Here is a 15,061-nt window from a genome sequence, read left to right on the forward strand (position 1 = left end):
AAGGCTTACTTTATTAAACAAACGGGTAACGATAGCTCAATAAAAACACGGAAGCAGCCGACCACAATGATCGGCTGCTTAATTACGCTATACCAGCTAATAGCCTGTCAATATTTAATTATTAATGAAGTAAACGAAGGGTGCTATACTGGTAAAAATGCACGACAAATAACCGCCCCATAGAATTTGGGAAGGTTTTCCTCAATATCTAAACGTTTCTTATTCAGTCAAGCGGTAAGGTTCTTTCTTGGTCAAAATTGCATAAATCCATTGGATTAGTTTATTTGCACATGCAATCACGGCTACTTTAAWTAGTTTACCTTCTGCTCGCTTTTTATCGTAATAAGCTCTGATTTTCTTATTACGTGAGCTTCGCAAACCACATCGCACAGCTTGATATAAGGCTGTCCGGAGTCTTCTGGAGCCGCGTTTGGTGATTTTATTTCGGGTTGCTGTAAATTTACCAGAAGAAWAGACACTTGGATCAATACCGGCAAAAGCAACCAGCTTCTTTGCGTGATCGAACCGATCGATTTCTCCGATCTCAGCTAAAATTGTTGCAGCAATTTTAGTGCCAATGCCGGGTATCGATTGGATTAAATCATACTCCAGTAATTCTTCAGCCAGGGCCTCTATCGATTTATCAAGTTTCGTTAGATGCTCCTGGTACTGAAGAAGTAAATTAATGAACAGCTCTAATGAGATTAAATGACTCGGAAATGCGGTCTCCCTAAAGGGATTTAGCTGTGCTGCAGCCATTAGTTTCTGTGCCCGTTCCAGCGACCACCGGTTCGAGGCGACATGTCCAACAAGGCGTTGTATGTTCGCCGTAACGTTTTCCTCGGTCATCGCTAGCACGGATTGAGACGTTGGATACTGAGCCAGGAAACGAAGCGACACCTTAGAATAAAGGTCACCAAACACGCCGTGATACTCTGGAAAGACTTGATCCAGTACCGCTTGAAACTGCAACTTTGTCTGGACATACATTTCTGTCAGTGACTCATGTTGCCGAGTCAGGTATCGCAGATTCATCAGATACTGACYCCGTTTTTTGTAAGGCTCCAGCTCTTCTTTGTAGAACAATTCCCCCAGCTGGTAAGCGTCAGCAACATCCGTTTTCACCTTACGTAAATTCATCTTTTTCGCCTGGTGTGAAATTAACGGATTGATAATGATATACAGATATTGATGCTCATCTAGAAACTGTATAACTGGACTATGATAATGCCCCGTTGCTTCTAACACAATGGCCGGACGCTGCCCAGCAAAGGACTCCACGTTTTGAGCAAAGCGGAGGAAGGACGCTAATCCCTCAAGATTGTGCTCAAATCGAAAGGTCTTTCCGTAAGGCATTCCTCGATCAGAAAAAGCTTGTGCATGACTTTCCCCTTTAGATACATCTAATCCAATGACAGGGTTCATTCAATCACTCCCGATATTATATTCGCCGGCAACCCCTAACCTTCTCGTCGTCCACATTATCGCATGTGATTCGGGATCATTGTCCCAACTAGCCTAATCATGGTTTAACAAGTAGGGGGGATGAACTGTATAGCTCTCGGGATCCAACTCCCACGGGCAGAAACGTTCGATCCCCGGCTACCGCTATCTTATGACCTCACAAAAATGAGGTCTACCAGAAAGATCTGGTGACCTCATAATACGAATGGGCAGGATAGCTTCAAAAGACAGGGAATAATTATTTTATCTAGAATAATATGCATGCGGGTATGTTAAACGACAGATGAAAATAACTTATAGGAGAACAATTATGTACATCCAGAAACTTATTAATCGTGTGCCAGACTTGCCATTGATAATGGTAAGACCAACTTTAATATTGCGAAATTGTAATGGTCTAATATTACTCGTGAAGCATTGCGATGGTTTATGGGGACTTCCAGGTGGATTATTAGAGCCCGGGGAATCGGTTGAAGAAGCGCTTAAGAGGGAACTTCACGAAGAACATCGGGGGACGAGATTCACTATATTGCTATAACATACATAAGCAGTAACTTTGAAGGCATAATTAAAATTGATAATCAAGAAGTTATTGAATATGGGTTCTTTAGACCAATCGAAATTCCCGTGGATACGATGGGAATTATTAAGAAAATCATTAACGGCTATGAGAGCTCGAATTACTATGCTAACGGGCAGGTTAGTTTAACTACTTCACGAATACTTCAAGTATGGAGAATATGCGTAGTTCGTACATGAGACGTTACATGAAAGGAATGTAATACTTAAACTAAGGAGCGAATATTTGTGATCATTCAATCTATCACAATATTATGGGACAAAAAGGTCAGAGGAGCTCCATACTCTACTTTGAGAAATAGATTTAGCAAGTCGTTCCCAATTCCAGATAAGCTGATAAATTATATTGGAAGCACTACGATTCCTTTTCAGGAAATACTAATTATTCAAAATAAAAATGGATTTAAAATTAAAAGTAATAAAGTCGAGTATCTTGACTCACACCTAAATGAATGGAAGATAGCTAGTACTGAAATACAAAACAAGATTGACGAACTACAAGTATATTTTAAGTATTCTGATTCTTGTGGCAAGCCTGTTCGTTATGATTCAAGATATCAATACTTATCTGAAATCACGTTTATACTTCAAAGTAGTGAATATGGAAGGATTATCTATAACGGTAGATTAGTACACGAAGATACAGGAGATTGGATTTATCAGTTAAAGATATTGAATATTTATAATGGTCATAGTGATGACAAAGAGATTTTAACAAAGGAATCACCTTCGAAAGATTATAAACAAATAGAAGTGCTTTTTTAGTATTTCACGAAGGCATTCCTATCATATAACATCATATTCACGTTTCGAGCCATTCGGCTCTCGGTCCGACAAAAGTTATGGGAAATTTACGGTCATCGCAAATAAGACGCTATGAGAAACTGCGGTAGTGCCATTAATTTCAAAAATCCATTAAGCTCGGAGTTGAAATATGAGTTTAATTCTTCCTTTGGATATTATTGAAAAAATACAGCAGGAATATAAGGATCAATACGATTGTGTTGAAGACCTATTAACTAATCAAAGTTTTTTCCACACCGAAGAAGAGTTTATATTGAGATTAATTAGATCAATTTTGTTTTTATCTGAAGGAAGTATTGAACAGCTTCAAAAATATCTCAACATTGCAAAAATAGATTTTAGAGATGTGTTCTATTGGGCTGAATACGATCAAAATAACAAACAAATACGGGATTTTAAAAAGCCATTTAAAGGGGAATACAATTAAACGTTGAGCTAACGGGAAACGAGAGCTCAATAAACTACATGACGAGGCTGCCGAGAGATTAATCGGTAACCTCGCTTAGCTAACTGGAAGTTTTATAAAATTCGTCTTTGGGTTATTGTAATGTTATTGAAAGCTTATGTAAGAAGCTCTTAGAATTAAATGGATGGTGAAGCTAAGGGATTTTTATTAATATATTTTTGGAGGACTGCAAAATGAAATATGAACTAGATAAACTGTTCTGGATTCATGAACCAAAAGATTATTCCGTTCAGGGAGACAAGATTATTATTAAAACAGAGCCGGAAACGGATTTCTGGCAACGTACCTATTATGGTTTTCGTAATGATTCTGCTCCGGCTTTATTGATGAAGACAATCGCTCCATACTTCTCATTTGTTGTCAGAACGGAATTTGACAGTAAAAAACGTTTCGACCAATGCGGCGTAATCATTTATCAAAACAGTGATAATTGGTTTAAAGCATCTATTGAATTTGAAAATGAGGAATATCAAAGGTTAGGAAGTGTGGTTACTAACCACGGATATTCTGATTGGGCCACCACTGACATCAGTTCAGATATAAAGACGATTTTCTATAGATTAAGCCGCCGTGAAAGTGATTTTTGTATTGAAAATTCATTTGATGGGTTAGTTTATAAACAAATGCGTATATTCCATTTATTTGAAGGAGAAGGAGAAATACAATTTGGAGTATATGCTTGTAGCCCTGAAATTTCTTCTTTTGAAGCTGTTTTTAGTGAACTTGAATTAACGGAATGTAAATGGGAAGCACATCAATAGAATTCGTTGATAAAACTATTCGTAAGTTAACTTGCTTAGAAAATGATGAACTTCAGGTGAACTTCGTTAATGAAAGGGTCAATAAGAAAAATAGCATATGCGCTGATCTTGTAGCATTTGAAGTTAAAACTAATGTCTTAGTAGTGAGAATGTACTGAGAAAAAATTCTGTATATAAAGGGGGGCGACCCCCATCGCCTCCATACCCACCATGGAAAACCCGACCTCATGAGGTCGGGTTTTTGAATTTCTTATTCATGTTTAGGCACTTCTTTTGTTGAGCTAACGGACAGTTTAGTTTAATAAGTCTTGTAAAAATCGTGTACCTTGAAGGGATTATTTATTTACAACTAGAATGTTACAAATACTCTAAATTCTGAGGAAGTGGTTATATGAGTTATGATGTCCATATTACTAAGGCAGAGCATTGGATATATAGTGAAAAAAATCCTATAACAGCTGAAGACCTAGAGAAGGTGTCTGATCTCTTAGACATATTCAAGGGAATACCTTTTCAATATAAAGATGGTAGGCTTATGTTGAGTCGTGCTGACGAAAGGGTAATTGGACTTATGATTGAAATTGCAAATAGAATAGATGCTCGGGTTCAAGGAGATGATGGAGAATACTACAACAATGACGAAAATAAATATCCGCAACCTCCTGAATACTTAAAGCAAGATTTAAATGAACCTGAAGTAGAGATTCTTGATGAGAAAAAACGATTTGTTGAATCTCTTGGAATCAATAAAGAAATTCTACATCCTAAGTATGGTACTGGTAAAATTATTGAAATACTTGGTGAAGGAATGGATACAGAACTTGTAGTAAAATTTACTGATAGAGAAAAGACAACACGATTACTAGCTTATTATGCACCAATAAGCTTCTAAATGAGCTTATTTCATTAAACTCCCTCGGTACGACGCAGTTTTCTCAAGAATACTCGCTTATTCGCAGGATTTCACCAGAAGATAAATCGTAAGCCGGTAGAGCCCTCCGTGTGGAGAGCCCTTGTAGTTGGTTTAATTATTTTGAAGCTCGGCAAGATCGGTTTCGGCTCGGGTAAGGAGATTATTCATAATCTCTAATTCACCTTTAAGCTTCTCTATGATCTCTAAGTATGAAAGGTTGTCCATATGATAATGCCGTAGCCGAAGCCACTTACAAAATTATGAAAACAGAGTTCGTGAACCAGATGAATTTCCAGAGTCTAAGACAGTTAGAACTGGAATTATCCGATCGAAAATACCGTACATCGAATGTATGATCCCCACTCTCCAGTTCCATAATAGAAGAATGCATGCAAATTCAAGGTATGCCATAACAGGAGGGTGATTATGAAAGCTGTAACTTTCAATGGCATGAAGAACATGCAAGTGACGCAGGTCGCGGATCCGACGATTCAGAAAAAAGACGGGATTATCGTCAAGATCACCTCGACGGCCATATGCGGTTCCGATCTCCATATATATCAAGGGGCTATTCAAGCCCAAACCGGATACGTGGTCGGACACGAACCGATGGGCATCGTCGAAGAAGTGGGCCCTGAGGTGACAAAGGTCAAAAAAGGGGACCGGGTCGTGCTCCCTTTCAATATCTCGTGCGGCAGCTGTCATTACTGTCAGCATGAAATGGAGAGCCAATGCGACAACTCCAACCCCAATCCCCAAGTGGATACAGGAGCTTACTTTGGGTTTACCGAACGTTACGGGAATTATTCGGGCGGACAAGCCGAATTGCTTTACGTGCCGTACGGCAATTTCATGCCGTTCGTTATTCCGGAGTCATGTGAATTGGAGGATGAGAAGCTCCTGTTCCTGTCCGACGTGCTGCCGACGGCCTATTGGAGCGTGGACAACGGAGGCGTGAAGCAGGGGGATACGGTGGTGGTGCTCGGCTGCGGCCCCGTCGGCTTGATGGCGCAAAAATTCGCCTGGATGAAAGGGGCCAAACGGGTCATCGCGATCGACAATCTCCCGTACCGGCTGAACCATGCCAAAAAAATGAATAACGTCGAAATCTTCAACTTTGAAGATTTCCAAGACATGGGGCTGTATATAAAAGAAATAACGGGCGGGGGTGCGGATGTCGTCATCGATTGTGTCGGAATGGACGGCAAGAAGACGCCATTGGAGGAGGAAGAGCAGAAGGCCAAGCTGGTTGGCGGAACGCTCAGCCCGATCAACATCGCGATGAATGCGGTGCGGAAATTCGGCACGATTCAGATTACTGGGGTATACGGTTCTAAATACAACCAGTTCATGTTCGGAAACATTTGGGAACGAAACGTGAAGCTGACCATGGGACAGGCGCCCGTGATTCATTACATGCCGATGCTGTATCAAAAAATTATGGCAGGCGAGTTCGATCCGACGGAGATCATCACGCATAAAGTGCCGCTCGATCAGGCACATAACGCGTACAACACCTTTTACAACCATGCGGACGAATGCATTAAATTCGTCCTGAAGCCTTAAATGATGGCATGAGAAGAGGGGCTGTGCCACGGTGTATTGTACACTGAGGGACAGCCCTATGTATTAGCCGATTTTTCGCCAATATTGGCGGGACCTAGTTTCGTTATAGGGCTAAAGCCGCCAGGTTTACAGCAATCTCCCGGAAGACCCGATCCGCGCCTTCGGATAGGTTTCGAAAGCTCGCACCGCCGCTTCCGCAACCTCAATGTCGTTTGCGACCGTACTGCCGCTTGCGCCGACCGCCCCGACGATTCTCCCTTCGAACGACAACGGAATCCCCCTCCGAACACGACAACGCGTCCGTGGTTGGTCGTATTGATCCCGTACAGCTCCCCGCTGGGGACCGCCAACGGAGCAAGGCTCGCCGTGGGCACTTTTAGCGCGACCGCCGTCCATGCCTTATTATGGGCGATGTCGACACTGGCCAGCCAGGCATGGTCCATCCGATGAGAAGCAACGAAATTCCCGCCATCGTCTACGATGGCGATCACTTCCGCGATCCCGAGCTCCCTTGCCCGGAGTTCCGCTGCGTGAATCAACACTTTGGCGACTTCTAGGGTGATTTTCAACATCTGCGTCCTCTCCCTCTCGACTGATTCGATACATGATATGAATCATACGCTTTAGGTATGCATTCGATCCCGTCATCATAGGCATTCGTACATCCATGAATGGAGCGGGTAAAATTCCGCTTCTTTTCTTGCTCTCTATTGTATTATCCTAAAGTGTTTTGACGGAAAGGAACGGTTTGTGGAGACAATACAGGAAATGTTAAAAGTTGCGTGATTAAAATATTAAAATGAAAGAAGTTGTCATTACCGGTGCCTCCGACGGCTTAGGTTATGCCATGACAGAAGCCCTTCTTGCAAAAGTAGCATTAGCATCCCGTCCAGGGTCAAAATTAACTGAACCCGTAAAAAACTTAAAGAAAATTGATATACTACTGTTCTTGAGCTTCCACTGGATGTAAGATCAGAGGGATCGGTAGAAGATGCGGTAAAATGGGTAAAAACTGAATAGGGTACATCATCCAGGAGGACGCTCTACTATGAAGTTTAAAGCCCAAGACAAACATAATCAACTCATTGAAAAAATAACCCCTCAGCATCTCGTCTTCGGAATCGACATTGCACAACTAACGCATGTCGCTCGTGCAGTAAACTTCCGCGGGATCGCAATTGGCAATCCGCTATCTTTCTCTAATGATAAAGAAGGATTTCAAGCCCTTCTTCGCTGGATTCAATCGTTGCAAGAAGCCCATAACCTTAGCAATTATCGGCATGGAACCGACGGGGCATTACTGGCTAAGCATCTCTAGATGGTTATCCGAGAAACAATTTCAAGTTGTTCTTGTTAATCCTCATCTCGTGAAAAAGAATAAGGAAAAACGTGACAATACACCATCGAAGAGCGACAAAAAGGATGCTCTCGTCATCGCAGACATGGTCAAAAACGGTTATTACTCTTTTATTCGTAGCATGCCTGAGGCCTTTGAAGAGCTGCGTGTTTATCTCTCAAACCGCGACTCTGTCGTGACGAGACTCGTAAGCGCTAAAAACCAAATCCATCGCTGGGTTGACGTAGTGTTCCCTGAGCTGCGGCAAGTATTTAAGAACCTGTTGTGCGGGGGGGCATTGGCCACACTACGTCTTTTCCCAACGCCTAAAGAACTGAGAAAGCTAGCGCCTCAGGACGTGGTGAGTGGCTGGAAATCCATTATGCAACGTCAACCCGGGAACAAGAAAGCTCAGACCCTTATTGCGCTTGCTCGTCATTCTGTTGGCTCTAAGCAGGCAACTGATGCGTACAAGCTCCACTTAACGCAACTTCTCGCTGAATACGACCTGGCTTGCCAACAGCTGCAAGTCGTAGAGGCTTGAGAGGGCAAAGACCCTCCCCGAGATGGGAGTGATAACCTCCAGGGGCGGCGTGGAGAATGCGTGCAGTATATGGAAGGATATGGGGCTTGTAAGCTCACCCTCTATTTCCTCACGCCTTCATGTTGTCCTGGTCTGCAACTATCTTTCTCTACTATCTTTCCGCATTTTCGGAAAGGGTGAAATCGTGCGAATAAGCGAGTATTTGTGAGAAAATTGAATGGTACTGAGTGAGTTCAAAGAAGCACTCTATACAAACGATGAAGGGAGCTGCCGCGGCAGCTCCCTTTACGCTTCTTCAGCTAAAATACGCAGGACTACCTGCTCTTTAAAGGTCTTGTTAAATTTCTTCCGTTGTCCCATATGAACTCCTCCATACGCGCAGTGCCGTCTGGCTTTCGCCGAACAGAAGCTTGTAGCGCCGCTCGCTGTCGATATTCAGGAACATCATCGTAAACTCATAGATCATAGTGGCCAGCACGATATTGGAGTTGCCACGGTTCTCCACGGGGTGACCAAGTAGGAGGTTGCCCAGGAATATTGAAAAGGTAATAAGTTTTAAAAAAATACAGGTTATGCGTAAAATATCACATCCAAACTAGATTTATTTTCCAATATGATAGGCACAAGGAGGTGAAAGCGCTTTAAATTGTAGTTTCACATCATGTAACGGCAACGGCAACCAGCATGCATGATCAAGAACACTAAAACAATTGGAGGTTAGTTTAATGAACAAAAGGATGAAATCATTCGTCGCAGGAATTACAGTCGCGTCTATCGTAGCAGTAGCAACCACCGCATACGCTGCGACAATTACCATCAATTCCGATGGCGCAAACACCGGCTTGACGCCGCTGCAAATCTTTCAGCAATATTTGGGCAGCGATCCCGTCGACGGTCCGACGGATTCCTACCATATCAGCGAAACGACCTCATCGCAGATCGCGGGTAACAATGTCTTTCAATTCAAGGTGGGAGACGCATCTGATACGGCTGCTCTCGACGGATCGAATACGGACAGACAGCGTGTCGAGGTTAAAGCGTACAAAGGGTCGCCTAGCAATGCAACGGCTTCAAAGGACCAAACGACTACATACAAGTGGAAGTTCCGTCCGATGAGCCCTTATCCGCAATCTCCTTCAGGCAGCTTCCATCATATTTTCCAAGTGAAAGCGGTGGATGGGGACGATGGTTATCCGATTCTGACGTTCTCGGTCGATGGCGGCAACTTGAAATTCAAGCATAGCCCGATCGGAGCAGATGCTTCTCAGGTCCAAACATTGGCGCAAACGGCGTTCTCCAATATCGACGGTCAATGGGTTGAAGCCACAGTTACCATGAAGCATAGCGATAGCGGCTCGATCAATATGACACTCAAAAAGCTAGACGGAACGACCTTGATGTCATACAGCGGAACGAAGGACAACTGGAGATCCGGCGCCACTATTAATCGTCCGAAATGGGGCATTTACCGCAAATTGTTTACCGGCATTCAGGAAGCAAAAATCCAATTTGCCGACTTTCAAATTACAGAATAACAAGAAGAAACCGTCAAAGGGTCCATTATCCTTTGACGGTTTTCATTTTATATCCGCTAAACGTTATCCTAGAATGATGCGATCGTTGGACATTTTGTGGCCGCTGATGCGCTCGAACTCGCCATTGGTTTGATCGCCTCGCTCCTTGTTTGATCCGTATTTATGACTTGAAGGCGGTCGGAACGAGTAGCAGACCAGATTCCCAGACTCGTCCGGTGGTGCAGCTGTTGAACGAAAATAAAGTATTAGACTGGTAACGCCCCATTACGCTTTGGGAAGTTTAAATGAAGATCGGATATAATATAAAGTAAAGATTTAAAGGAGGAGCATATAATGGACAAGGTAATACCTTTCTTAATGTTTCAAGATGGCAAGGCAGAAGAAGCGATGAACTTTTATACATCGCTCATTGAGGATTCTGAAATTACAAGCATTGTTCGGTATGGTGCTAATGAAGCAGGAGAAGAAGGAACAGTAATGCAGGCTACTTTCACATTAAAAGGGCAGGAGTTTATGTGCATTGATAGTAATGTCAAACATAAATTTTCCTTTACACCTTCGTTCTCAATCTATGTTGCTTGTAATACTGAGGAAGAAATTGATGGTCTTTATGGGAAGCTTGAAGAAGGTGGACAAGCTCTAATGCCATTAAATAATTATGGGTTTAGCAAAAGGTTCGGTTGGCTGAATGACCGCTTCGGAGTCTCGTGGCAAATAAACTTTGTCTAAATAAAATGAAATGCTAAATCTAGTTTAACTATCGGGAAACGTTTGTTCAATAAAACAGCAGCAGCCTAGGACTTATTTTCTCGTCCATGGCTGCTGCTGTTTCGTTTTTCGGGTCTGTCTATTCCTTAATTTTCACAGAACAATAGAAGCAGGGAGTAGTAAACTTATTAGGACGGGGACATTCTTCGCGAGGACATAGCCATGACGAAGGAGATTTATCAGCTCTATTTTCATGCTTGCTCCTAAGGGCTATTCGCGTTATGTTGAGAGGTATGTCAAATCGATTTTTAAACAGATGAGAGCACTTGGGGGGCATATCGCGTGAACAAATGGATTAGAGGCTTAACTCCAGAAACGTTCAAAAACAGAATATTGATGGCTTTTTTGCTATTCGTGCTAGCTCCATTCGTATTATTAGTCATCTATAATTTCAGTGAAACGGAAAGGGTTCTGCAGGAGGAAGCCTCCGCCAAAAACCAGGACCAGCTTCTCGATATCGAGAAGTCTTTCCTAGATGTACTCGGACTTGTTATGAAGACAGGTCTGTTATTAGAGCAGGATGCCACCATTCGCTCGGTTATGAAAAATCCGGAGCAGCAAGATCCGCTAAGACGGAAGGAACTGGTGGAGAACAAGTTCGCAAGCATTGAGAACAGCTTCTTCCTGACTGACGCAACGGTGTATTATACGCTGGTAGACAAACATGGCTACGCTTACACCTCCTTTGCTCCTCGTGAGCCATTGAATTATTCCTCGATTACCAATGAAGAATGGGTAAAGAAGCTTACCTCCAGTGAAGGGGAAAGCTACATTTGGAATGCAAGCGATACCAATTATGTGAGTACGGTTATTAAACCGAATCAAAATATGCTTAGTCTCTATCAGATGCTCCGCGATGAGAATCTCAAAGAGTACGCGTATGCCCGTATCAGCATCGATTATGAGCAATGGTTCAACAGGGTGATGAGAGATAGGCAGCGCGAAGGCATTTATTATTTATTAGATCATACAGGAAGATCAATGGTGCAGTCTGATGCCAATGAAACGATTGATCCTGTGATTTTATCCGCTATGCTAGACGTAAAAGAGCCCTCTGCGTCAGCTTCGATTGTTAGTCAAGACGAGAAGGTATTATATACGTTCAGCCGTATTGCCCAGTTAAATGGGTTTATCGTAAAAAAGGTACCCTTGTCCTTGCTGTTTGAAGAAGTGGAAACGTTGAAAAAACGCTTTTTTGTCATCTTTGGGTTGATTACGCTTGTGTTTGTCATCATGACCTATTTTATTTCTTCAACGATTACCGTCCCTCTAAAAACGCTGCAGCGTAAGATGGAGATTTCGGTCAAGACAAATCTCAAGGTAAAGCTGCCAGAGCAAGGGCGAGGCGAAATCCTTGCACTCACTCGAAGCTTCAATACGATGATTGACGATATAAATGGCTTAATGGAACGGCTTCAATTGGAGGAACGGCAGAGGCAGGTCGTCCGCTTTCAGGTTCTCTTATCTCAGATGAACCCGCATTTTCTCTTGAATACGCTTAATGTTATTAAAAGCATTGCGCTCGAGAAGGATGAGGATGACATTTATGAAATTTGTGTCTCGTTAGGAAAAATATTAGAGACAACATTGAATGTAGAGGTTGATCTTATCTTGTTGAAGGATGAGATTGCGCTTATTGATTCCTATATGCGCATCCAAAACGCGCGCTTCGGCGGTCATATTACAATCAGCTATGAGGTAAGCGATGAGCTGAAATATGCACTGATCCCAAAATTCTGTCTTCAGCCGCTGGTAGAAAACGCAATTATACATGGGCTTGGAGGGACGCGGAGTGACGGCCGGATTGAAATCAAAGCGGAGGCAAGACATGATCTTCTGTATCTTGAAGTGGCGGACAATGGGGTAGGCGTAGAACGCGCCAAAACGAAGAAGGTATTCCGTAAGCGGAAAAGCATCGGTATTCAAAATATCCGGGAAAGCCTGGAGCTGCTCTTCAAAAATCAGAGTACAGGCTTGTCTCTTGCGTCATCAGACGAGGGAACGAAGGTCATGATGCATCTCCCTCTATTGTTATCGAAACCCTATTTAAAGGAGGCTGACGGCGATGTGGACCGTATTGATCGTTGATGATGAACAGCATGCGAGAGCGAGTCTCAGCAAGCTGATGAGCAAAGCTAATCTTCCATTTGAAATCGTAGCCACGGCTAATGACGGCGAGGAAGCGTTGCAGGCGATTCGAGCATTGCAGCCAGACGTGGTTATTTCCGATATTGATATGCCCTTGATGGACGGAGTAGAGCTGCTGAAGTCTGTGCGGAAAGCAGGGCTTGATTGCCGGTTTGTCATGCTTACCTGCATGAATGAATTCGAGTATGCAAGGCAGTCGCTGGAGTTCGGGGCGTCCAGCTATTTACTTAAGCTATCGATGGATGTGAGCGGATTGAAGCAGGCCCTGGAGAAGGTAGCCCTTGAACTAGAGCAGCGAGAACAATTAAGAAAAGCAGCCAAGTGGTTTCCGAGGAAAAATGTGACTGAACCTACGGACCATCCTGAAATGAATAAGATTATTCGGCATATTGAGGAGCATTACTCTGAGGAAATTACACTAAAGCGTGTAGCTGAGCTCATCTCGATGGATGCAAGCTATGTGAGCGATTTGTTTAAGAAAAAAACGAGCCAAACTTTGATTCACTATGTACAGAACCGCCGTGTTGAGGCAGCAAAGATGCTGCTCGCGGAAACAAGCCAATCGGTAGGCGAGATTGCGAGGCAAGTAGGATTCGAGAATGACAACTATTTTATTAAAATATTTAAACGATGGTGCGGCACGACGCCAAGCGAATTTCGCAAAGAGCAAAATAAATGATCCAAAGAATGTATCATCAATCGCCAAATATCGTTCCTTACCCCGCGAAATGCCCGGTGATAAGATTTAACTAAGCAATTAAACAAGTTTCTAGGGGGCAAAGAAATGAAAAGAAACAGAATGCTGATGACCGCGCTTTCTCTTATTCTTGTCATGGTTCTGATCGCTGGATGCGGTGGAAACAACAATAACAATGCTTCGGGAACGCCAACAGACGGTAGCGCCACATCAACTAAGAAGATTAAGCTTACGTTATGGGGCGGCGTGCCTCCTGAAGCGGGGCCGCAAGCGGTTGTTGACGAATGGAATGCCAAAAATCCAAACGTACAAGTGGAATATGTGCGGTTCGTTAATGATGATGCAGGCAATTTAAAGCTGGATACCGCTTTGATTGCTGGGCAAGACGCAGATCTTTACATAAACTACACCCTCTCGCGTCTTCAAAAGAGAATAGATGCGGGTGTAGCCGTAGATATGAGCGCAAAGACGGATTATAACATTGACGAGCAAATGGGTCCTGATGCCAAGCAATGGATGATTAATGACAAGTATTACGGCATGCCTACAAAGAAGAACATGGCATTTATTTGGTTGAACAAAGATATGCTTGATGCCGCGGGTCTGCCTATTCCTCCGCTAGATTGGACTTGGTCTGACGTACAGGAATATGCATTGAAATTGAAACAACCTAATGTATGGGGCCTCCTCCAGCATGATGCTGCATTTACTACGCAATTCGACGGCACGATCGGTGGAGACGGGTATGTGAAAGCAGACGGCACATCTAACTTCGATAATGCTTACTGGAAGCAGGGGTTTGAAATTCTGCACAACATGATGTTCAAGGATAAATCGACTCCGGAATATGGCGAGCAGCTGACCAGCAAGATGCCGGTGGATACGATGTTCCTAAAAGGCGAGACAGCGATGCTGACGGCTGGTGAATTTATTTTCCGCAATGCGAACAATCTAGTCGATTTCCCGCATGATTTCAAAATTGCTTTTGCACCCATTCCGCGTATCTCCAAGGATCAAACAAACTTCAAATATCCAGGCGGATTGGGCGACGTGCTATCCGTAAATGCGAAGTCCAAAAATCAAGAAGCGGCTTGGGAGTTTGTGAAATGGTACGCTGATGGCGGTATGCTGCCAATGGCTCCGGGAGGACGAATTCCGTCATCCAAAAGCGTAGACAGCACGGAAGCTATCGATTTGCTCCTAAAAGGATATGAGGACATGTATGATCGGGATTCTCTAAATAAAGTGGTATTCGGCCAATTTGAATCATTCCAGCTTAACGTGCCTCAGCAAGTTATCGATGCGCGCAAAGAGGAATATGAGAAGTATTTCCTTAATAAGCAAGACATCGATACGACGTTGAAAAACATGGCAGAGCGGCACAACCAATTTATCAAGAAATAAGCTGCGTAAAGAGAGTAAGAAGGAGCGGCCAAGTCCTTCTTGCTTTTTTTTATCGGTGAACGAAGAAAGGCGGGTT

Annotated in this window: 14 protein-coding genes and 2 pseudogenes; 13 read left to right on the forward strand and 3 right to left on the reverse strand. The window is 43.2% G+C overall.

The genetic code is table 11. The annotated features are described in order from the left end of the window. Window positions 1–219: 219 nt before the first annotated feature. Entirely contained in the window at window positions 220–1,425 is a 1,206-nt protein-coding gene (locus tag ADU23_RS12000; protein WP_053373954.1) for an IS110 family transposase, read from the reverse strand. 397 nt (window positions 1,426–1,822) lie between these two features. Between ADU23_RS12000 and ADU23_RS12005 the strand changes: the two genes are divergently transcribed. From ADU23_RS12005 to ADU23_RS12030, 7 genes and pseudogenes are all read left to right on the forward strand, one after another. Further along, window positions 1,823–2,002 carry an NUDIX domain-containing protein gene (locus ADU23_RS12005; protein WP_231637593.1) on the forward strand — a complete coding sequence of 60 codons (180 nt, stop codon included), beginning with the start codon at window positions 1,823–1,825 and terminating at the stop codon, window positions 2,000–2,002. A gap of 269 nt (window positions 2,003–2,271) precedes the next feature. After that, complete coding sequence (locus ADU23_RS12010) at window positions 2,272–2,808, forward strand: hypothetical protein (RefSeq protein WP_053373956.1); 537 nt, start codon at window positions 2,272–2,274, stop codon at window positions 2,806–2,808. Window positions 2,809–2,977: 169 nt separating this feature from the next. After that, window positions 2,978–3,274 (forward strand): hypothetical protein, encoded by a 297-nt coding sequence (locus tag ADU23_RS12015; protein WP_053373957.1) that lies wholly within the window; start codon window positions 2,978–2,980, stop codon window positions 3,272–3,274. Window positions 3,275–3,486: 212 nt separating this feature from the next. Next, entirely contained in the window at window positions 3,487–4,074 is a 588-nt protein-coding gene (locus ADU23_RS12020; protein ID WP_053373958.1) for a DUF1349 domain-containing protein, read from the forward strand. A 391-nt stretch (window positions 4,075–4,465) separates the two neighbouring features. After that, window positions 4,466–4,966, forward strand: coding sequence for a hypothetical protein (locus ADU23_RS12025; RefSeq protein ID WP_053373959.1), 501 nt, complete (start codon window positions 4,466–4,468; stop codon window positions 4,964–4,966). A 221-nt stretch (window positions 4,967–5,187) separates the two neighbouring features. Then, window positions 5,188–5,316, forward strand: a pseudogene (locus ADU23_RS33535) (IS3 family transposase); the annotation flags it as partial. A 97-nt stretch (window positions 5,317–5,413) separates the two neighbouring features. Next, window positions 5,414–6,553 carry a zinc-dependent alcohol dehydrogenase gene (locus ADU23_RS12030; protein ID WP_053373960.1) on the forward strand — a complete coding sequence of 380 codons (1,140 nt, stop codon included), beginning with the start codon at window positions 5,414–5,416 and terminating at the stop codon, window positions 6,551–6,553. A 56-nt stretch (window positions 6,554–6,609) separates the two neighbouring features. Here the strand turns inward: ADU23_RS12030 and ADU23_RS12035 are convergent, their stop codons facing one another. Beyond that, on the reverse strand, window positions 6,610–7,095 hold the full coding sequence (locus ADU23_RS12035; RefSeq protein ID WP_331459237.1) for a GlcG/HbpS family heme-binding protein: 486 nt from the start codon (window positions 7,093–7,095) through the stop codon (window positions 6,610–6,612). Between the two features lie 506 nt (window positions 7,096–7,601). Between ADU23_RS12035 and ADU23_RS12040 the strand changes: the two are divergent. Further along, a pseudogene (locus ADU23_RS12040) lies at window positions 7,602–8,427 on the forward strand (IS110 family transposase); the annotation flags it as partial. Window positions 8,428–8,770: 343 nt separating this feature from the next. Here the strand turns inward: ADU23_RS12040 and ADU23_RS32745 are convergent. Then, a complete protein-coding gene (locus tag ADU23_RS32745; RefSeq protein ID WP_197286062.1) occupies window positions 8,771–8,938 on the reverse strand; it encodes a hypothetical protein in 168 nt (55 codons plus the stop codon). 220 nt (window positions 8,939–9,158) lie between these two features. Between ADU23_RS32745 and ADU23_RS12045 the strand changes: the two genes are divergently transcribed. From ADU23_RS12045 to ADU23_RS12065, 5 genes are all read left to right on the forward strand, one after another. Further along, window positions 9,159–9,968, forward strand: a complete 810-nt coding sequence (locus ADU23_RS12045; RefSeq protein ID WP_053373961.1) for a heparin lyase I family protein — start codon at window positions 9,159–9,161, stop codon at window positions 9,966–9,968. Between the two features lie 333 nt (window positions 9,969–10,301). After that, window positions 10,302–10,697, forward strand: a complete 396-nt coding sequence (locus ADU23_RS12050; protein WP_053373962.1) for a VOC family protein — start codon at window positions 10,302–10,304, stop codon at window positions 10,695–10,697. A 321-nt stretch (window positions 10,698–11,018) separates the two neighbouring features. Continuing rightward, window positions 11,019–12,824 (forward strand): sensor histidine kinase, encoded by a 1,806-nt coding sequence (locus ADU23_RS12055; protein WP_231637360.1) that lies wholly within the window; start codon window positions 11,019–11,021, stop codon window positions 12,822–12,824. After that, complete coding sequence (locus ADU23_RS12060; RefSeq protein WP_053373963.1) at window positions 12,802–13,563, forward strand: response regulator transcription factor; 762 nt, start codon at window positions 12,802–12,804, stop codon at window positions 13,561–13,563. Before ADU23_RS12055 ends, ADU23_RS12060 begins: the two co-directional genes overlap by 23 nt. A 105-nt stretch (window positions 13,564–13,668) precedes the next feature. Beyond that, on the forward strand, window positions 13,669–14,985 hold the full coding sequence (locus ADU23_RS12065) for an ABC transporter substrate-binding protein (protein WP_053373964.1): 1,317 nt from the start codon (window positions 13,669–13,671) through the stop codon (window positions 14,983–14,985). Window positions 14,986–15,061: the final 76 nt, after the last annotated feature.

Source organism: Paenibacillus sp. FJAT-27812, from assembly GCF_001273905.1.
Lineage (GTDB): Bacteria > Bacillota > Bacilli > Paenibacillales > Paenibacillaceae > Pristimantibacillus.